Origin of the sequence: Psychromicrobium lacuslunae (assembly GCF_000950575.1) — a bacterium.
GTDB lineage: Bacteria > Actinomycetota > Actinomycetes > Actinomycetales > Micrococcaceae > Renibacterium > Renibacterium lacuslunae.
Window position 1 is genome coordinate 1,860,078 of the sequence record NZ_CP011005.1, and the last position, 19,199, is coordinate 1,879,276.

The 19,199-nt window shown below is 57.3% G+C and carries 19 protein-coding genes; 8 read left to right on the top strand and 11 right to left on the bottom strand.

The genetic code is table 11. The features are described 5' to 3' along the window. The first annotated feature begins 5 nt into the window (after positions 1-5). Both UM93_RS08645 and UM93_RS08650 read left to right on the top strand, forming a co-directional pair. On the top strand, positions 6-671 hold the full coding sequence (locus UM93_RS08645; RefSeq protein ID WP_045077124.1) for an amino acid ABC transporter permease: 666 nt from the start codon (positions 6-8) through the stop codon (positions 669-671). Continuing rightward, the gene (locus tag UM93_RS08650) at positions 668-1,474 is read left to right on the top strand and encodes an amino acid ABC transporter permease (protein ID WP_045075027.1); all 807 of its coding nucleotides are present in this window, start codon (positions 668-670) and stop codon (positions 1,472-1,474) included. The genes UM93_RS08645 and UM93_RS08650 overlap by 4 nt, the downstream gene beginning before the upstream one ends. A gap of 439 nt (positions 1,475-1,913) precedes the next feature. On the opposite strand, the gene UM93_RS08655 is transcribed toward UM93_RS08650, so the two are convergent. Further along, on the bottom strand, positions 1,914-2,513 hold the full coding sequence (locus UM93_RS08655) for a hypothetical protein (protein WP_045075028.1): 600 nt from the start codon (positions 2,511-2,513) through the stop codon (positions 1,914-1,916). Between the two features lie 616 nt (positions 2,514-3,129). On the opposite strand from UM93_RS08655, the gene UM93_RS08660 reads away from it, so the two are divergent. Next, positions 3,130-3,660 carry an amino acid ABC transporter permease gene (locus tag UM93_RS08660; RefSeq protein ID WP_234399275.1) on the top strand — a complete coding sequence of 177 codons (531 nt, stop codon included), beginning with the start codon at positions 3,130-3,132 and terminating at the stop codon, positions 3,658-3,660. 3 nt (positions 3,661-3,663) lie between these two features. Here UM93_RS08660 and dapE read toward each other — a convergent pair whose 3' ends face one another. Then, on the bottom strand, positions 3,664-4,755 hold the full coding sequence (gene dapE, locus UM93_RS08665; RefSeq protein ID WP_045075029.1) for a succinyl-diaminopimelate desuccinylase: 1,092 nt from the start codon (positions 4,753-4,755) through the stop codon (positions 3,664-3,666). A gap of 182 nt (positions 4,756-4,937) precedes the next feature. On the opposite strand from dapE, the gene dapD reads away from it, so the two are divergent. Both dapD and UM93_RS08675 read left to right on the top strand, forming a co-directional pair. Continuing rightward, a complete protein-coding gene (gene dapD / locus UM93_RS08670) occupies positions 4,938-5,927 on the top strand; it encodes a 2,3,4,5-tetrahydropyridine-2,6-dicarboxylate N-succinyltransferase (protein WP_045077128.1) in 990 nt (329 codons plus the stop codon). After that, positions 5,928-6,797: a hypothetical protein gene (locus tag UM93_RS08675; protein WP_045075030.1), complete on the top strand. Its 870-nt coding sequence runs from the start codon at positions 5,928-5,930 to the stop codon at positions 6,795-6,797. An 8-nt stretch (positions 6,798-6,805) separates the two neighbouring features. On the opposite strand, the gene UM93_RS08680 is transcribed toward UM93_RS08675, so the two are convergent. From UM93_RS08680 to fdxA, 4 genes are all read right to left on the bottom strand, one after another. Continuing rightward, positions 6,806-7,417 (bottom strand): hypothetical protein, encoded by a 612-nt coding sequence (locus UM93_RS08680; protein WP_045075031.1) that lies wholly within the window; start codon positions 7,415-7,417, stop codon positions 6,806-6,808. A gap of 119 nt (positions 7,418-7,536) precedes the next feature. Then, positions 7,537-8,820 carry a citrate synthase gene (locus UM93_RS08685; protein WP_045075032.1) on the bottom strand — a complete coding sequence of 428 codons (1,284 nt, stop codon included), beginning with the start codon at positions 8,818-8,820 and terminating at the stop codon, positions 7,537-7,539. A 103-nt stretch (positions 8,821-8,923) separates the two neighbouring features. After that, positions 8,924-10,054 (bottom strand): succinyldiaminopimelate transaminase, encoded by a 1,131-nt coding sequence (gene dapC / locus UM93_RS08690; RefSeq protein WP_045075033.1) that lies wholly within the window; start codon positions 10,052-10,054, stop codon positions 8,924-8,926. Next, positions 10,047-10,376: a ferredoxin gene (gene fdxA, locus UM93_RS08695; RefSeq protein WP_045075034.1), complete on the bottom strand. Its 330-nt coding sequence runs from the start codon at positions 10,374-10,376 to the stop codon at positions 10,047-10,049. Before fdxA ends, dapC begins: the two co-directional genes overlap by 8 nt. A 203-nt stretch (positions 10,377-10,579) precedes the next feature. Between fdxA and UM93_RS08700 the strand changes: the two genes are divergently transcribed. Both UM93_RS08700 and UM93_RS08705 read left to right on the top strand, forming a co-directional pair. After that, positions 10,580-10,795, top strand: coding sequence for a putative acetyltransferase (locus tag UM93_RS08700; RefSeq protein ID WP_045075036.1), 216 nt, complete (start codon positions 10,580-10,582; stop codon positions 10,793-10,795). A gap of 49 nt (positions 10,796-10,844) precedes the next feature. Continuing rightward, positions 10,845-11,666, top strand: a complete 822-nt coding sequence (locus UM93_RS08705; protein WP_045075038.1) for a hydroxymethylpyrimidine/phosphomethylpyrimidine kinase — start codon at positions 10,845-10,847, stop codon at positions 11,664-11,666. Here the strand turns inward: UM93_RS08705 and UM93_RS08710 are convergent. Next, on the bottom strand, positions 11,663-12,955 hold the full coding sequence (locus UM93_RS08710; protein WP_045075039.1) for a PIG-L family deacetylase: 1,293 nt from the start codon (positions 12,953-12,955) through the stop codon (positions 11,663-11,665). The genes UM93_RS08705 and UM93_RS08710 overlap by 4 nt on opposite strands. A gap of 4 nt (positions 12,956-12,959) precedes the next feature. Beyond that, a complete protein-coding gene (typA, locus tag UM93_RS08715) occupies positions 12,960-14,885 on the bottom strand; it encodes a translational GTPase TypA (RefSeq protein WP_045075041.1) in 1,926 nt (641 codons plus the stop codon). A gap of 288 nt (positions 14,886-15,173) precedes the next feature. Here typA and UM93_RS08720 point away from each other — a divergent pair, with 288 nt between their 5' ends. Next, positions 15,174-15,395, top strand: a complete 222-nt coding sequence (locus tag UM93_RS08720; RefSeq protein WP_045075042.1) for a hypothetical protein — start codon at positions 15,174-15,176, stop codon at positions 15,393-15,395. Between the two features lie 76 nt (positions 15,396-15,471). Here UM93_RS08720 and UM93_RS08725 read toward each other — a convergent pair whose 3' ends face one another. From UM93_RS08725 to UM93_RS08735, 3 genes are read right to left on the bottom strand one after another with little or no spacing between them, the layout of a single operon-like run. Next, positions 15,472-17,199: a dipeptide ABC transporter ATP-binding protein gene (locus UM93_RS08725; protein WP_082057072.1), complete on the bottom strand. Its 1,728-nt coding sequence runs from the start codon at positions 17,197-17,199 to the stop codon at positions 15,472-15,474. Continuing rightward, positions 17,196-18,155: an ABC transporter permease gene (locus tag UM93_RS08730; protein WP_045075043.1), complete on the bottom strand. Its 960-nt coding sequence runs from the start codon at positions 18,153-18,155 to the stop codon at positions 17,196-17,198. The genes UM93_RS08725 and UM93_RS08730 overlap by 4 nt, the downstream gene beginning before the upstream one ends. Continuing rightward, entirely contained in the window at positions 18,145-19,074 is a 930-nt protein-coding gene (locus UM93_RS08735) for an ABC transporter permease (protein ID WP_045075044.1), read from the bottom strand. The genes UM93_RS08730 and UM93_RS08735 overlap by 11 nt, the downstream gene beginning before the upstream one ends. Positions 19,075-19,199 lie beyond the last annotated feature (125 nt).

Consider the following 19,199-nt stretch of genomic DNA (forward strand, 5'->3'; position numbering starts at 1 on the left):
GACAGTTGGACGCAATCACAAGTAATCTAGGCCTCTTCGCCAGCGGTTTTTGGGGCACTATCGTGCTCAGCTTCTTCACCATGGTTGGCTCGCTCATTTTTGGCACCGTACTCGCTGCCATGCGGGTATCCCCAACCCCGGTACTGCGCGCTGCCGCGACCACTTACGTCAATGTGGTGCGAAATACTCCACTGACCTTGGTGCTATTTTTCTGCGCCTTCGGCCTACCCTATCTGCAGATTAGCTTCGGCAACACCACCGATCAGGTTTCCTTCAACTATGCGGTGCTTGCGCTCACTGCCTACACTTCCTGCTTCGTCTGTGAAGCCATTCGCTCGGGTATTGCCACGGTGCCGCTGGGCCAAGCCGAAGCAGCCCGTTCCATCGGCCTGACTTTCACGCAGTCGCTGCGCTTTATTATCTTGCCGCAAGGAATCCGGACCGTAGTGCCACCGCTAGCCAGCGTGATCATCGCTATGGTCAAAAACACCTCCATTGCCTCCGGCTTCAATAACAAGGAACTGATCTCTGCAATGAACGGTGTGATCGAACTTCGAGGTGATCAAGTGCCTCTGATCTTGGCCGGCACCGCTATCGCCTACTTGATTTTGAGCATTGGATTAGGCCAAATATTCGGCCTCATTGAGCGGAAAGTGAGAATAGCCCGATGAGCGCATCTCAGGTTCTTTTCGACGCCCCCGGCCCTAAGGCCCGGCGCAATAATGTGATCATCTCGATCGTCGCCGTCCTGCTGTTACTCGGGGCTATTGCTTGGATCGTCTTCAAGTTTGCCGAGGCTGGCCAGTTCGAAGCTTCGAAGTGGTCCCCTTTCAGCTATACCGACATCCAAGGCGTACTACTCAAAGGCCTCGGGTCAACATTACTAGCAGCCGCATTGGGTACCGTTTTTGCAATGCTCATCGGCGTTATTTTCGCTGTTGGGAGACTTTCAACGAAGCGATGGATATCGCTCCCCACCACTATTGTGCTGGAGTTCTTCCGCGGCCTTCCCGTACTCTTGCTGATGTTCGGAGTGTACTATCTGGGCAGCGGCAAGGTTTCACCGCTAGTAGCAGTCGTCACGGGCCTCGCCCTTTATAACGGTATGGTGATCGCGGAGATTATCCGTGCTGGAGTCCTGGCACTCCCCAAAGGGCAAGGTGAAGCAGCAACGGCGGTTGGTCTTACTCGCGGGCAAACGCTTCGCACCATCTTGCTCCCGCAAGCCTTCCGATCAATGCTTCCGACGATCATCGCTCAAGTTGTGGTGCTTCTGAAAGACTCGGCGCTTGGCTATCTGGTGACTTACCAAGAACTGCTTTACGCGATCAATAATATTGGTCGCGACTACCAAAACCTCTTGCCAGCCTTCATCGTCGGCGCAGCGATCTTCATTCTGATCAACCTGCTGGTGGCAGCTTTTGCTAAGTGGCTGGAACGTCGATTGAGTCGGAGCCCTAAAAAAATAAAGTAAGCAAAATAGTTTGGGTGACCAGATTTTTGGTCACCCAAACTATTTTTGGCGCTAAATCAGTAGTATTTGCAGACAAACTTCCAAGAGCCAGCGCTCACTTCAGTTGGATTGTGATACCAACATCTCGATCTGCTATAGCTTACGGCTCCATGCTGAAGATTTGCATTTTGCCCGGGAGAAGAATCTACCCTGGCAATTGTTTGGCTTCCTTGAGTGGTTTCAATTACGAGAGAATGTGGATTTGTGCCCGGCCCCATACTTCCACCGCTGATCCACTTCTCTTCAACACTGCTAGCCTTCATCCCATATGGCATCGAGCTGTTGAAGTAAGTAACTTCAGCAGAATTTGCCACTTGTGCTGATCCTAAAGTAACCCCGACCGACACGAGAGAGATGCAAATTAGGATGCGAAAAGATTTGGAATCACCTCTATAGCTTCTCACTTCTTCTCACCTTCCGGAATTAGATTTACATGAAATCCATCCGAGATTTTCAACCGGTCCTGAGCCGACGTGGCAGGATCAATCTTCAGTACGTTTCCGACCAGTTGATACTTAACGGCGGAGGAACTTAGGTAATTCTCAGCCACAACGGTTTTTCCATCTGGAATTACGTAGCTTTCGTATGAAGCTTTAAGATTTGACACTCTCACTCCAATCCCACCCGTATTGAAACCTTTTGAATCAACGCAGCTTGATCCGGAAACCCAGTCATCCTTATTAGAACTAGAAGGAATGTACAGAACCATACACAGCCTACCGCCGCCATCGACAAAGATATATGATTCTTGAAAGCTGTCAGAGTCAAGCTTTTTAATACTTCCGCTCGATACTATCCCGTCCCCAATCTGGGAAGTGTCTATTTTCTTCGGCAAGCTTGACTTAAGTTCACCTCCTGAATACACGACCGAGAGATTATATTTCTCTGCTGGACGCATGTCTTCAGCATTTCCCACTTGAGAAGTGAGCAGGCTAAAAGCAGTCACTCCCGCAACGAGAGTACTGGACAGCAAAAGGGAAGTCTTGACATTTTTTCTCATAACATTCTCCAGACTACTTCAGAACTTCGCAAATTAAAGTTTGCTGTCCGACATTGACATTTGGATACTTCTTACTCCAGCTACAGGCGCTTCTCGCGTCTGCTCTCACGGAATGCTGCAAGTTTGAAGTAGGTCCCAAAGTTGTTGTTGAGTAATATACCTGGGTGCCAATCCGATTTGTAGTGCGAATTGACGCTATTCCAGCATCTCCGAAAAATGCCGTGATCCTGCCCCCAGAGATACTGCCCACCGTCGAACTAGCAATACCCTCATCCCAGATTGGACCGTTCAGATACGTCGAGTAACTAGCTGCATTTGCACTCACCGCCGAAGCTAAAACAATGCCAAATGCGAGAAAGATGCTGAAAAATCTATAATATATTGATAAATTATTTTTGTTTTTCTGCATACGTCATCCTTAGAATTTAGAAAATTGGCCCGAACATATCGCACCTCAATAATGACGAATTAGTGATTCAATCAGAATTATTTCCCCTAGGGAGCAATCAGATAGCCATCACTGTGAGATATAACCTATCGTTGAAAGAAGTGGCAGTCAATAGATTGAGGGTAATATTTTAATCTTAATTTCCATCATAGAGGTAACAGAATTCTAATGTTCTATGGCCTCGGCTCCATGGGCGTCCAGGGCATTAGCCCTTTCACTGCCGTGGTAGTTGGTTTGATTCTCTACAACGGTTCGGTGCTCGCCGAGGTCTTCCGGGCCGGCATTCTGGCGGTGCCGAAAGGTCAAAGCGAGGCAGCGTATGCACTTGGTCTGCGCAAGACCCGGGTAATGACAATGATTCTGCTGCCTCAGGCGGTGCGCACCATGCTTCCAGTGATCATTGCTCAGTTGGTAGTGGCCCTGAAGGATACCGCGCTCGGCTTCATCATCACCTACCAAGAATTGCTCTACCAGATCAACTACCTTGGTTCACAAATCAGTTACCAGACGTCGATTATTCCAGCGGCTATTGTTGGTGGTGCAATCTATGTTGGTTGCTGTCTGATCCTCGCTGGCATAGCTAAGTACTTGGAGAGCCGGATGCGTCGCAGTAAGAAGGTTTCGAATAAGAACACCCCGGTGGTACCAGGGGCTGGAAACCTTGATATGGGTAATCTCGGCACCGGTGGAAACACCTAGAAGCTAGCTCAACCAGCGTGTCAAAGCGGCCAGGCAGTCACGGATTGCCTGGCCGCTGACGTGTTCATTATCGCTATGTGCGAGCAGCGCGTCGCCGGGGCCAAAGTTCACCGCGGGGATGCCGAGCTGTCCCAGACGGGCGACGTCGGTCCAGCCGAATTTCGGCTTCGGCGTGCCGCCGACCGCGGCCACAAAAGCTGCTGCTGCGGGTCGATCCAGGCCGGGACGAGCTGCCGAGGCGGCGTCGGTGCGCACCACGTCGAAGCCTTCCAAGAGCTCGAAGACCACTGCCTCGGCCTGCTCGATCGATTTATCCGGGGCAAAGCGGTAATTGATCTCCACCACGGCGGCATCGGGAATCACATTCCCAGCCACCCCGCCACGGATTTTCACCGCGTTCAGGCTTTCCCGATACTCCAGACCCTCAACGTCAATGGTTTGCGGTTGGTACTCGGCAAGCCGCTGCAGGATCGGAGCCAGGTCGTGAATCGCATTGTGCCCCATCCAAGCTCGTGCGGAATGTGCCGCGAGACCGCTGGTCCGCGTCTCAAAGCGCATCGTGCCATTACAACCGCCCTCCACCACACCGTCAGTCGGCTCCAGCAGAATACCGAAATCGGCTTTCAGCAGCTCGGGGTGATTGCTAGCCAGCCGTCCGAGTCCGCTGAGCTCCGCTTCCACCTCTTCATGGTCGTAGAACACGAAACTAATATCCCGCACCGGTTCGGTCAGCGCGGCGGCGAGCGCTAATTGCACCGCCACCCCGCCCTTCATATCGGTGGCACCCCGACCATACAGCACACCATCCGGGCCGTCGGCGGCGCCGTTCCATTGCGAGGGCACTGTGCCACGCGAGCCCGGTGTGCTCGGCAGCGGTACGGTATCCAGATGCCCGGCCAAAATGACCCTTTCGGCACGTCCCAATTCGGTGCGAGCGATGAGTGAATCTCCGTCACGCAACACGGTGAGATGCGGATACTCACGCAGTGCCGATTCAATGGCATCGGCCAGCGACTTCTCGTTCCCCGAGACACTCTCCATATCGAGCAGAGTAGCGGTCAACAAGGCAACATCGGCGGTCAGATCCAATCCCATCCTTCTACCCTATCCAACCCCACCGAATAGTAAGTTTCACCGGGGTATGCCGTCCCTGCCCAGTGAAAGCTGCGATTCGGTGGGGAGGGCCAACAGAAAACACTAGCTTTGAGGCGATGCAGTCACTGAAATCGACCTGTGATGTTTTGCTCGCAGCTGCCCGACTAAGCGAAGATAGGAGTATGACGCAGACATCCCTTGACCCCGCCCGCGCCGCCTACGGCTTCGGTCTCGCCACGCTCAGCAGTGATGGCACGATCCTGGATGTCTGGTACCCGGCCCCCGCGCTAGGGATCGCCGCCGAAACCCTCGGCCAAGCTCCAGAGGCCGAACCGGAGCTCATTGCCCTCGCGAAAAGCTCTGCAGATCAGGACCGGGGCACCAGCCAGCAAGTCGTTTTCGCGCAGATCAACCTGGACGCCGCCCCCGCCGATACCGCTGACAGCTACCTGCGACTGCACCTGCTCTCGCATCGTTTAGTCACCCCGAACAGTATTAATCTGGACGGCATTTTCGGCACTCTGCCCACCGTGGTGTGGACCAATTTCGGTCCGTGCGCTGCCCAGGATTTCGAAACCACCCGCCTGCGGCTGCGGCGTCGTGGCCCGGTTCAGGTGCAGGGTGTGGACAAATTCCCGCGGATGGTGGACTACGTCTTGCCTACCGGGGTTCGGATCGCCGACGCCGACCGCGTGCGGCTTGGTGCGCACCTGGCCGAAGGCACCACGGTGATGCATGAAGGCTTCGTCAATTACAACGCCGGGACCCTGGGCAACTCGATGGTGGAGGGCCGTATCTCGGCGGGTGTGGTGGTCGGCAACGGTAGCGATGTCGGCGGCGGTGCCTCGATTATGGGCACTCTCTCGGGTGGCGGAAAGCAGCGAATCACGCTCGGCGAGCGGGTGCTGCTCGGCGCCAATTCAGGCGTCGGTATCAGTATCGGCGATGACTCGGTGGTGGAAGCTGGCCTCTATGTCACCGCGGGCACTCGGGTGAGGGTGCCCGGCCCCAAGAATGCCGACGGCGAGGACAGCTGGCTCATTGTGAAGGCCACTGAACTCTCCGGCCGCCCCAACCTGCTGTTCCGCCGCAATTCCACTAGCGGCGAAGTTGAGGCACTCCCCCGGCAGGGGCAGACGGTTGAACTCAATCTGGATTTGCATAATAACTAGATGAGTCGCCGCAAGAAACTCCACGCCGGGCTGATCTGGCTGTTCTCAATGCTTTTTGTGGTGGTGCTCATTGTGGCTGCTGGTTTTTGGGCGGTAAATCTTTTTAAGCCTCCACCGGTAAAGCCAATACTGGCTTGCACTGCGCCACTTCAGGATAATCAGTACTCCTTGGCCCCTGATCAGGCCCAAAATGCCGCGCTGATCGCCGCTATTGGTATCCGACGAGGGCTGCCGCCAAGGGCCGTCACAATAGCCCTTGCGGTGGCTATGCAGGAATCCAAGCTGCGCAATATCAACTATGGTGATCTCGATTCGCTCGGCTTGTTCCAGCAACGGCCCTCGCAGGAGTGGGGCACCGCCGAGCAGATCATGGATCCGAACTACTCAACTAACGCCTTTTACGATGTGCTGCTCACCGTTCCGGGCTACCAGCAGATGACCATCACCGCTGCTGGCCAGGCAGTACAACGTTCAGCGTTCCCCGAAGCCTATGGTCAGCATGAATCAATGGCTCGCGCTTTTGCTTCGGCGCTGACCGGTAATTCCAGCGCCGCACTCAGTTGCACACTCGATAGTCCGCAGGCTCCCGGCGATCCAACTGCGGTGGCCAAAAAAGTCCAGGCCGCCTTCGCCACCGCCACCGCCAAGCCGCAAGCCTCTACCGTGCGGGTGAGTGCTACCGGTGTGGCTGGTTGGAGTTACGCGCAGTGGGCGGTCGCCAATGCGAGCACGCTCGGCATTACTCAGGTGAGTTTCGCGGGCCATAGCTGGCAGCGCAATAATAACGACGGCAGCAGTAACAAGGGCTGGCAGCCTCTCGAGTCGGCTAGCGGCCAAGAAGTAGTGATCGCCCTGCAGCCGAAGGGCTGAGCGAAGGCTTAGACCAGCATCTCCACCACCGGCTGCACATAGCTGCGGAAAGCTTCCGGATCGTCGAGTAAGTGCTGGCTCATCACCATTCGGTTGGGCTCCAGGAACCAGGCCCGCGGCTCGGCGATCGGCACTTCCAGGATGCTCAGGCTGAATTCTCGGGCGTTTCTGCCCAGTTCGAGCTCCCGATCTTGCACTAGCTGGGCCAGGATCTTCAGTTCCCCCATGGTTTCCCGGCGAGATGCCATCAGCTCGTACTCAGTCATTTGCTGGCGAGCCCAATTTAGCGCTGCACCGAAATGAGCCTGCATCACGCGTTGCAGCGCCGGGTTGCCAGCAAACTCCTCAAAGTTCGGCGGGGTTAGCTGGGGCGGGCGTCCTGGAAAAGTACCGAGCAGCTGCGCCCACCATTCTTCCCATTCAAAGCGCAGCGAGGCCAGACCCCCGACCTGCTGAGTGAGTTGGTGTGGTTCAGCAGATTTAACAGCCGGATGAATGGCTGAAATCGAGGGCATGCCAGCTCCCGTGAGACCGGAGGCATCACGAATGTAGAGCGCGATCAGCAGTGGCGCTGAAATGTCCACGGTGATCCGCCAGCCAGGGCCGCCGGTGTGATGAATGGTGCTGCCTCCTGTAGAAGATCCGTCTCTAGAATACTCCTCAGAAACGCCTTGAAGGGGCCGGATTCAGAATGAATCCGGCCCCTTCAAGGATGGTCTCGCCCGTCGGCTGAATTGGCTTAGCGTGAAGGGTAGGCACGCTCCTGCGCACCGGTGTAAAGCTGCCGCGGTCGGCCAATTTTGGTCTCCGGGTCCTGAATCATTTCCCGCCACTGTGCGATCCAGCCGGGCAGCCGGCCCATCGCGAAGAGCACGGTGAACATCTTTTCCGGGAAGCCCATCGCCTTGTAGATCACGCCGGTGTAGAAGTCGACGTTCGGGTAAAGCCGACGATCGACGAAGTACTGATCGGTCAGCGCGGTTTCTTCAAGTTTCATCGCGATGTCGAGCAACTCATCGTTGCCGCCCAGCCGGGAGAGGATCTCGTTGGCGGTGGCCTTGACGATCTTGGCACGCGGATCGTAGTTCTTGTAGACGCGGTGACCGAAGCCCATCAGTTTAATGCCGGCTTCCTTGTTCTTCACCCGCTCGACGAACTTCTCCACCGGCTCGCCGCTGGCTTGAATCTGTCGGAGCATGTTCAAAACAGCCTCATTTGCGCCACCGTGCAAGGGGCCAAAGAGCGCGTTGACGCCGGCAGAAATGGAGGCGAACATATTCGCGTTTGAACTACCGACCAGGCGTACCGTCGAGGTGGAGCAGTTCTGCTCATGGTCAGCATGCAGAATCAGCAACAGATCTAGCGCTTTGACCATCACCGGGTCCAGCTCGTATTGCTCCGCGGGCAGACCGAAGCAGAGCCGCAGGAAATTCTCCACCAGGTTCATCGAATTGTCCGGGTAAAGCATGGCCTGACCAATTGACTTCTTGTGCGCATAGGCGGCAATCACCGGTAACTTGGCGAGGAGCCGGATGGTGGAAAGCTCAACCTGGTCCTTATCGAAGGGATCGAGCGAATCCTGATAGAAGGTGGAAAGCGCCGAGACCGCCGAGGAGAGCACCGGCATTGGGTGCGCATCGCGCGGGAACCCTCCGAAGAAGCCTTTAAGGTCTTCGTGCAGCAGGGTGTGCCGACGAATTTTCTCGTCGAAGGCGGTCAGTTCGCTTGGCGAGGGCAGGTTCCCGTAGATCAGCAGGTAAGAAACTTCAAGGAAACTGGAATGCTGTGCCAGCTCCTCAATCGGGTAGCCCCGGTAGCGCAGGATGCCGGCGTCACCGTCAATGTAGGTGATGGCTGATTTAGTGGCAGCGGTGTTCACGAAGCCGGGATCGTAGGTCACTACGCCGGTCTTCGACAGCAACTTGGAGACGTCATAGCCGTCGTTGCCTTCAGCTGCCTTGACTCTGGGCAGGTCGAGTTGACCGCCGTCAAAGTTCAGTGTGGCACCTGTTCCTTCAGTCATGAAGTTCCCCTTCGATATTGCGCGGGTTTTGGATTACAAAGTCGTCGCATTAAGAAACTACCGCCCGGCACGCTCTGAGTGCTAATCCCTGTTCGACCAGCATTCATTGCAATCGTTTGACCGCGGCCGCAACGCGCTCATCACTTCCGGTAAGTGCAACCCTGACGAAGCCCTCGCCCGCTGCACCATAAAAGACTCCCGGTCCCACCAGGATGCCACGTTCCGCAAAGCGGTCGAGCGTGCTCCAGGAATCGAGTTGCGGCTGTTCTGGTGCTGGACGCGCCCACAGATAAAGGCCTCCATCCGAACCGTGAATATCGAGCCCAAAAGACTCCAAGGCGGGCTGCAGAGCGTCCCGACGCGCCCGGTAAAGATCCTTCTGTCGCTGCACGTGTTCGTCATCGCTCAGTGCGGCGGTCATCGCTTGCTGCACGGGCCACGGCACCATCATGCCCGCGTGTTTGCGGCTGTTCAGCAAATTCTTGATCAGTTCCTGATCACCGGCGATAAAAGCCGCCCGGTAGCCAGCCAGATTTGACTGTTTGGAAAGCGAATAGACAGCTAACAGCCGATCGAACGAGCCTTGAGTCACCGCGGGGTCCAGCACACTGGGAACGCCGCTCTCCCAGTCTCCCCAGCCCAGTTCCGCATAGCATTCGTCCGAGGCGACCACCGCGTCGATTTCTCTGGCCTGGGCTACTAGCTCGGCGAGTTCTTCCCGACTGCGGATCTCCCCGGTCGGGTTACCCGGAGAGTTGATCCAGACCAGCCGCACCTTGGCCCTGGTGTCGTCATCGAGTTCGCTGAGCGAATCGGCAGCGATCGCTGTCGCACCGGCAAAAATGGCACCCATATCGTAGGTGGGATAGGCAACCGAGGGGCGCACCACGACATCGCCCGGGCCCAGGCCCAGCAGCAGCGGTAGCCAAGCCACCATCTCTTTGGAGCCAACCGTCGGAAGCACCTGTTCGGCCGAGAGCCCGCTGACTCCGCGACGACGGGCAAACCAATCCACAATGGTCTTTCGGAGCTCCGTGCTGCCCTGGGTCGTCGGGTAGCCATGCGCATCGGTGGCGGCTTTCAGGGCGTCCTGAATAAGTTGTGGAGTGGCATCGACCGGGGTGCCAATGGAGAGATCGACAATACCGTCCGGGTGCTGCCTCGCCTTTTCCGCATAGGGGGCCACGGCTTCCCAGGGATATTCGGGTAATTGCAGACCAAATGGCTTAGCCATGGTCTTGGTTCTGCGGCGGCAACGCTGCAATGAAGGCGTGGTCGTAGCCGGTGTTGCCCACCTTGGCTGCCCCGCCCGGCGAACCTAGTTCGTTAAAGAACTCGACATTTGCCTTGTAATACTCAGCCCATTCATCGGGGACGTCATCTTCGTAATAAATCGCCTCAACCGGGCAGACCGGTTCGCAGGCGCCGCAGTCAACACATTCATCGGGGTGGATGTAGAGCGAACGTTCGCCCTCGTAGATACAGTCAACCGGGCACTCATCAATACAGGCCTTGTCTTTTACATCCACGCACGGCTGTGCGATTACGTACGTCACGTCCCAACCTTCCTATCCTGCGCTCAAAGCAGACTTTCCTATTATCCCCCAACCGAGCCTTCTTCTCGCACTCGCGCTGCCCAGGAGAGTCCGATGGCTTCCGGATGGCCCGCTGTCACCTCATTGGCCTATCTCGAAACCACTTCACTCTCATGAAGTCCCGAAGCTCGACGCGGGGCTTGGGCGGGATTTAGCATGACGGAGTGAGTTTCCTAGACGATATTGAGATCGGCACCCGGATCGTGGCCCGCTATCGCGTCACCGGACCGCTACCGCTGACTGATGCCGTCGGTAATCTACTCTCACGAGATCGTGAACGGATTTCGGTGGAGACTAAACGCGGCGTGGTGACAATAGGGCGAGCGGATATCGTGGCTGCCAAAGAAGTCCCGGCTCCCCCACGGCGTCGTCCACAATAGACCTACTGGGGCAGGATCGGTCCGTCGTGGCTCACGGTAAAGTGGGAAGATGACTTCCGCACAAAATAATCCTGCTATCGCGCTGACCATCGCTGGTTCTGAGGCAACCGGAGGCGCTGGCGCCCAAGCCGATCTGAAGACCTTCCAGCAACTCGGAGTTTTTGGCATTGTCGCGCTCAGCTGCATTGTTTCCTTCGACCCGAAGCAGGACTGGAATCACCGTTTTGTGCCGGTCGATCCGCAAGTCATCGCCGATCAGCTTGAAGCAATAACTGCCGCTTACCAGCCGACGCAGCTCGATACCGTGAAAATCGGTATGCTGGGCACCCCCGCTACCATCGACACCGTGGCTCAGTCCTTGGCTAACCGTGATTGGAAGAATGTGGTGCTCGATCCGGTGCTGATCTGCAAGGGTCAGGAGCCAGGGGCTGCGCTCGACACCGACCAAGCTCTTAAAGCGCAGATCCTGCCCAAAGCCAGCTTTGTCACGCCAAACCATTTTGAATCACTCTCGCTCTCCGGCCTAGCGGAAATCAGCACGGTTGAACACCTCAAGGAGGCGGCGCAACGCATTTACGACGCTTCCGGTGCAACTGTTTTGGCCAAGGGTGGCGTGCGTCTGGCCGGCAGTGAGGCGGTGGATGTATTTTATGACGGCACTTCGCTCGAGGTCCTGAGCAGCCCTAAGGTCGGCGAGGTGGCGGTATCCGGCGCTGGCTGCTCATTGGCGGCGGCGGTAGCGGCGGAGCTAGCGAAGGGTGCCAGTCCGATCGATGCCGCCCGAGCGGCTAAGCATTTCGTCACTAAGGCTATTCAAGCACGGGTCGCCTCCCAGGCACCCTTCGATGCGGTCTGGCAAGGCGCGCGTTAGCGATTCTGCGTTTTGGCCTTGCGGCGTAGCGCTGCAATCAAGGCGGGCAGCATGCTTAGCAAGGTCACCACGGCTATCCCGTAGAGCCAAAGCGAACCCGCCAGATTTCCTAGAATCAGCGGGGCTGGTCCACGGGGGATCGAAAATATTACACATGTGGCATACGTAATGATTCCCAGCAGCAAGCCCATGGTGACTGAGCGCGCCCAGGCGCTCAGCAGGGTGATTGTCGAGCCCAATAACACCAATGCCAGGAGAGCACCCCATGGCAATTGCCAGTCCCCTAGGGTTGAGGTGCGTGAATGCAGCATGGTACCCAAAGCCGCCACCAGCACCCCGGCAAGCACCGAGCTTAGCGTGTAACCAAGCCAGTCGGTGAGACTGCGTTTGGCAGTCGCTCCGGCGGGGCTAAGCAGGCCTTGCCTCGCCTGATGCTCGGTGGCAGAGATCCGCAACAGTTGGAAGCCTTCGCGGGCGGAGAGTGGGCGAAAGCTAAGATCGCTCAACGCAAAACGATTGTGCTCCACGAGAATCTGGGTTTGGTGCGCCCGCATTGCCTCTCGTTTGGCAGCCAGTTCGCCGTCGATCCAAAACACCTCGGCGGCTGGATCGTGCGGACGCTCCGCGCGGTCCGAAAGGATTGAATAGCTCAGTGGCACATTCCAAGCGGCGTGCTGCGAATCTGCACTCGTGGCCGCTAGTTCTAGCGCCGCGACCGTCATCTGATGGGTTCTGACGTGGTCCGGATGACCGTAGCCTCCATCGGCGGCGTAGCTGATCACAACATCTGGCCGCAGCGCGCGAATCAGCGCCGCGGTATGCCCGGCAACTTCCTCAAGTGGGGCTCGCGAAAACGAACCGGGCAATACCTTCGCTGCGGCCTGCGCTCGCCCGTCGCTCCCCCAGGACATCCCAGAATCCCGGTAGACGGTGGCTGGTTCTCCGGGAGCGAGCGCCAAGCCTTGGCCTAAGAAGAAATGCTGCTGGACCCCGAGCGCGGCTACCGCTTGCCCCAGTTCGGCTTCGCGTACCCGAGCGAGCCCGCGGCCGCCGTCGTCCACGGCTCCGGGCAGTCCCTGCTCGAGGTGTTTTAGCTCAGCCGGGATGACCTCGCCCAGCTCACCGCGAGTAGAGGTTAACAGGCTGACCTCCGCCCCGGAGTGGGCGAAGTAAGCCATCGTCCCCCCAGTGGCAATCGACTCATCATCGGGATGCGCGTGCACCAACAGCAGCCGGTACTTGCCATCCGCCGCTGCCGGAACTGCGGGCAGGAATCCGGGGGGAAACACCTGATCAGGCGTTAGCGGAAGCTGCGGCTTGGTTACGCGCGCGAGCAGCCTTAACACGGTCTGAGGCGTTCAAGATGAGTTTGCGGATCCGAATGGCTTCCGGGGTGACCTCGACACACTCATCCTCGCGAGCAAACTCCAGCGACTCTTCCAGCGTCAGCACGCGCGGCGGAGTCAGATTTTCGAAGCTATCGGAGGAAGCCGCACGCATATTGGTGAGCTTCTTTTCTCGGGTGATATTGACGTCCATATCGTCGGCGCGCGAGTTCTCGCCGACGATCATGCCCTCGTACACCTCTGAAGTCGGCTGCACGAAGAAGGAGCCACGCTCCTGCAGGTTGATCATCGCGAACGGCGTAACAACGCCGGCACGGTCAGCGATCATCGAACCGTTGGTACGGTATTCGATCGGTCCTGCCCACGGCTCATAGCCTTCGGCGATAGAAGAGGCAATACCGGCACCGCGGGTGTCGGTCAGGAACTTGGTCCGGAAGCCGATCAGGCCACGCGCCGGCACAATGAATTCCATCCGGCACCAGCCGGTGCCGTGGTTGGCCATATTGGTCATCCGGCCCTTGCGAGCGGCCATCAGCTGGGTGACAGCACCAAGGTATTCTTCCGGTACGTCAATGGTCATATGTTCCATCGGCTCGTTGACCTTGCCGTCGATGGTCTTGGTCACCACTTGCGGCTTGCCAACGGTCAGCTCAAAGCCTTCGCGGCGCATCTGCTCCACCAGGATAGCCAAGGCCAATTCGCCACGGCCCTGGACTTCCCAAGCATCCGGACGAGTGGTCGGCAGCACGCGCAAGGAAACGTTACCGATCAGCTCTTTATCGAGGCGATCCTTGACCTGGCGTGCGGTCACCTTCGCGCCCTTGACCTTACCGGCCAGCGGGGAGGTGTTAATACCAATAGTCATTGAGATGGCCGGATCATCAACGGTGATCAGCGGCAGCGGCTGGGGGTTTTCCAGGTCGGTCAGGGTTTCGCCGATGGTGATGTCTTCAATACCGGCGACGGCAACGATCTCACCCGGGCCAGCGGACTCTGCTGGCACTCGCTCCAGGGCTTTGGTGGCCAATAGTTCGGTGATCTTGACATTCTTCAGGGTGCCATCGTGACGTGCCCAGGCAACCGTCTGTCCCTTACGCAGGGTGCCGTTGAAAATACGCAGCAGCGCCAGACGGCCCAGGAACGGCGAAGCGTCCAGGTTGGTGACATGAGCCTGCAGCACACCCTCGGGATCGTAGGTCGGGGCCGGGATATGCTCAAGGATCGCCTTGAAAAGCGGCTCCAGGTTGTCGTTGTCGGGGGCAGCGCCGTTGGCCGGCTGATCAAGCGAGGCAGCACCAACCTTGGCGGCCGCGTAGACAACGGGAACGTTCAGCACGGCGTCCAGGTCGAGGTCCGGAACTTCGTCCGCCAGGTCGCTGGCCAAGCCGAGCAACAGATCCATTGACTCGTGCACGACCTCGTCGATCCGCGCATCGGGACGATCGGTCTTGTTCACCAGAAGAATCACCGGCAGCTTCGCAGCCAGGGCTTTACGCAGCACGAAGCGGGTCTGCGGCAACGGTCCCTCGGAGGCGTCAACCAGGAGCACAACACCGTCAACCATTGATAGGCCACGCTCCACCTCGCCGCCGAAGTCGGCGTGCCCGGGGGTGTCAATGACGTTAATGGTGACGGTCTCGCCGTTTGAGGACGGACCGTTGTAGGCCACCGTGGTGTTCTTGGCCAGGATGGTGATGCCCTTTTCGCGCTCCAGGTCACCGGAATCCATCACTCGATCGGCCACCACTCCGTGTTCGGCGAAGGAGTGAGTCTGCTTCAACATCGCGTCCACCAAGGTGGTCTTGCCGTGGTCAACGTGCGCGACGATGGCTACATTGCGCAGATCGCTGCGCGAGGCGGTGTTATTGGACATGCGTGAAGATCTCGTTTCCTGTTACCAGTGGATGCGCCCGGAGCGGGCCGTACCCCGGTTGGGACGCTGGAGGATGACCGTACAGTCGCTCTGCACCATCGATCTGTTTTTAGCTTGAGTCCAGCACGACGCAACCATGCGTCGACAGAGTACAAGTCCATTCTAGACGCTTCATTCGGCAGAGCCTAAACGAGCCGGCGCGCCAATGAGAGCACTGAGGTATCCCCAAAACCCTTGACTATCGGCGTCGACCGCGACATTCTAGTAAAACCAATCAAAGGAGAAACAATGAAGTTTCGAAAAGTGACCATGGCCGCGGCAGGTTTGGCGGTGCTCGGCGGCACGTTATTGGCGGCAGCACCCGCCGAAGCAGCCGGCACGGTTGTCTTCAATAACGCCAGTGCCTGCAATAGCACCCGAATGGATTACTGGCACAGCGGTGCCTATAGCTACGTCAGCAGCTGCATCGAAGCCCAAGGCGGCATGATGTGGTACTTCTACTACCGGTAAATCCTTGTTGCACGTTCAAAAATGTAGGAGCCCTCGCATGCTGATCCATGCGAGGGCTCCTACATTTATAGAGGAACTAGGAAGCTTCCGAGTGAAGTTCCAAATCCCGTCCCGGAATAGCGGCCAAGAGTTTCTTGGTGTATTCAGTTTGCGGATTCTCGAAGACCTCGTCGGCCGTTCCAGCTTCGACGATCTGGCCCTTTTCCATCACACAGACGTTATCGCCGATCTGACGAACCACCGCCAGGTCGTGAGTGATGAACACGTAAGTCAGACCCAACCTGGACTGCAGGTCAGCGAGTAGGTTTAGCACCTGCGCCTGGACCAAAACATCCAAAGCCGAGACGGCTTCGTCGCAAATGATCACCTCAGGTTCAAGCGCCAGAGCACGCGCAATCGCCACACGCTGACGCTGGCCGCCGGAGAGCTCATTCGGGAATCGCCGCATCATGGATGCGGGCAATGCCACCTGTTCCAGCAACTCCCTGACCTTCGCCTCACGAGACTTCCGGTCACCGATCTTGTGCACCCGAAGCGGTTCTTCGATGGTGCGGAAGATGTTGTACATCGGATCCAAGGAACCATAGGGGTCCTGGAAGATCGGCTGCACGCGACGCCGGAAACGAAACAGTTCCTTGCGGTCCAGAGCAGTCATATTGACGCCGTCGAAGATGATGTCACCCTTGGTCGGCTTCTCCAGGTTCAACAGCATCTTGGCCACGGTTGACTTACCGGAGCCAGACTCCCCCACCACTGCCGTGGTGGTGCCGCGCTTGACGGTAAAGGAAACATCGTCCACCGCACTGAAGTCAACACTCCGGCCGAGAGCTCCCTGCCGTAGCTGGTAGACCTTGCTCAGGCCTTTGACCTGGATGATGTCGTCGGCTGCTTTAACCACTGCTTCGCTACTGGCGAGCAGGTTCTCGGCCTCTTCGCCAGCTTCCTTCGCCACCTCAATGCGGCGCGATGCCAGCGAGGGTGCAGAAGCAACCAAACGCTTGGTGTACGGGTGCTTCGGGTTCTGCAGCAGTTCAAGTGCCGGACCAGATTCCACGACCTGCCCCTTGTACATCACCACGACTTTTTCTGCGCGTTCCGCAGCGAGGCCCAAATCGTGGGTGATCAGCAAGACCGCGGTACCCAATTCATTGGTCATCTTCTCGAGATGATCAAGAATCTGCCGCTGTACCGTCACGTCAAGGGCCGAGGTCGGCTCATCAGCGATCAGCAGGCGAGGCTGGCAAGACAGACCAATGGCAATCAAAGCTCGCTGCCGCATACCACCCGAGAACTCATGGGGATACTGCTTAGCTCGCCGCTCGGCGTCGGGCAAACCTGCCTCCGAAAGTACTCGAGCAACGTCGGCCTTGGACGAGGGCAGGCCATTGGCTTTCAGGGTCTCTCGGACCTGGAAACCAATTTTCCACACCGGGTTCAAGTTAGACATCGGATCCTGGGGAACCATGCCAATCGAGTTACCACGCAAGGCGACAATACGCTTGCTGCCAACCGTGGTGAGATCCTCGCCGTCGAACAAAATCTGTCCACCAGTGACCGATCCGTTGCCGGCAAGCAGGCCAATAGCCGCTAGTGCGGTGGTCGACTTCCCTGAACCCGACTCCCCCACGATGGCCACGGTTTGCCCGGGCATCACCGTGAGGTTCGCGCCGCGGACGGCTTTTGAAACACCGGTCGCCGTGTTGAAGCTGATATCCAGATTGCGAATATCTAGCAAGGGTAGGTCTTCCCCGCGGGTATCCTCGGTGACCTGAACCTGAGGTAGCTCCTCAGCTGAGTGGCTCATCGTTTCCTCGCTTTCGGATCCAGCGCATCACGGACGGCATCACCGAGCATAATGAAGCTCAGCACGGTGACGAACAAGGCCGCAGCTGGATAGATCAGGATTTCTGGCCTGGTTCGAAGTGTGCTCTGGGCGTTAGCAATGTCTTGCCCCCACGCCATCACACTGCCGGGAAGCCCAATGCCGAGGAAGGACAAGGTAGCCTCGGCGACGATGAAGACACCCAGGCTGACGGTGGCAACCACAATGATCGGCGCCAACGCGTTGGGCAGAGCGTGCTTGAGCAGCGCACTAAACCTCGATACACCCAGTGATGTCGCGGCGGTAATGAAGTCATTGTTCTTGACTTCAATGATCGCGCCTCGGGTAATTCGAGCAATATTGGGCCAGCCGAATACCGCCAAAATTGTCGCCACGCTAAAAACGCCCCGATTGTCTTGAAAGAACGGTACTTGGTAAAGCACCAAGGCACCCAGGACCAGCGGCAACGCAAAGAAAATATCACCTAGACGGGCCAGGATCGAATCAAGCCACCCACCGTAGTAACCGGCGAGCGCACCAATAATACCGCCAACCAGGACGACCGCGAGGGTGGCGAGTATGCCCACCGAAACCGAGGCACGCGTGCCGTAAATCACCCGGGCGTAAATATCACAGCCTTGCCGGTTAAAGCCAAAAATGTGGCCCGGGCTGGAGGGCTGAAGTGAGTTCGCCAGATTGCAAGCATCCAACGCCGTCGGATCGGTCGGTGAGAAAAGCCCTGGAAAAAGGGAGACCAAAATGATCAACAGAATCAACAAGGCCGAGGCGATGAACAGCGGTTTCTTTCGAAGATTCCGCCAGGCGTCCATCCACAGGCTGCTGGGAGCGGTATCAGTAACGGCGCTGTCCACCGCCTGCAGCGGAGTCTCATCGAGTGGAGCAACGTAGTGCTCAATCTCTCTTCTTTTATTTGACATAGCGAATCCTCGGATCAAGCACAGCGTAGAGCAAGTCGACCACCAGGTTTGCGATCACAAACACCAGTACCAGGACGGCGACAATGGAAACCACAGTGGCTCCCTGGCCATTCAGAATGGACGCATATAGCTTTTGGCCTACACCACTGATATTAAAAATTCCTTCGGTCACGATAGCGCCACCCATTAGGTTGCCTATATCGGCACCAATAAAGGTCACTACCGGGATCAGGGAGTTCCGCAGCACGTGCACCGTGACCACCCGCGGACGGCTGAGGCCCTTAGCGGTTGCCGTGCGCACATAGTCCTCGTTCATCCCTTCCGAGACCGAGGCTCTGGTGAGCCGTAATATATAGGCGAAGGAGCCAGCGGCTAACACAATTGCCGGCAGCAAAAGACTGCTGAAGGTTGGGTTGGGACCGACAGTGGGCCTGACCCAGCCTAATTGCAAGCCGATCACCAGCTGCAGTACGAAGCCAATGACGAAGGTCGGGACAGCGATCACGAACAGGGAAGCGACCAGAGCTGTCGCGTCAAAGAACTTGCCTTTGCGCAGGCCTGCGATCAGGCCAAAGAAGATGCCAAAGATCGTTTCGATCACCAGGGCCATGATGGCAAGTTGCGCGGTGACCGGGTAAACCTGTGCCAGGATCTCGGCAATCGGCCGACCAGTGAAATCTGGGCCTAGATTGAAGGTCAAGATGTTCCGCAGGAACAACAGGTACTGAATGATGAAGGGTTTATCTAAGTTGTACTGCTCACGCAGGGAGTTAATCACTGCGGGGCTTGGTTGCCGATCACCGAATAGGTTGGCGATGGGGTCTCCTGGTAAGGCGAAAACCAGGAAGTAGACCAGGAAGGTGGCACCAATGAAGACCGGAATGATTTGCAGCAAACGCCGCAAAAAATAGCGAAGCACTAGAGGCACACCCCCTTGCTTCTAGCTTTGATGTTTTGCATTCTAAATCGATTCTGATTGGAAATAGCGCAGGTGAGGCCCGGCGAATGACCGGGCCTCACCGCTATAACGAGGGTTCGCTATTA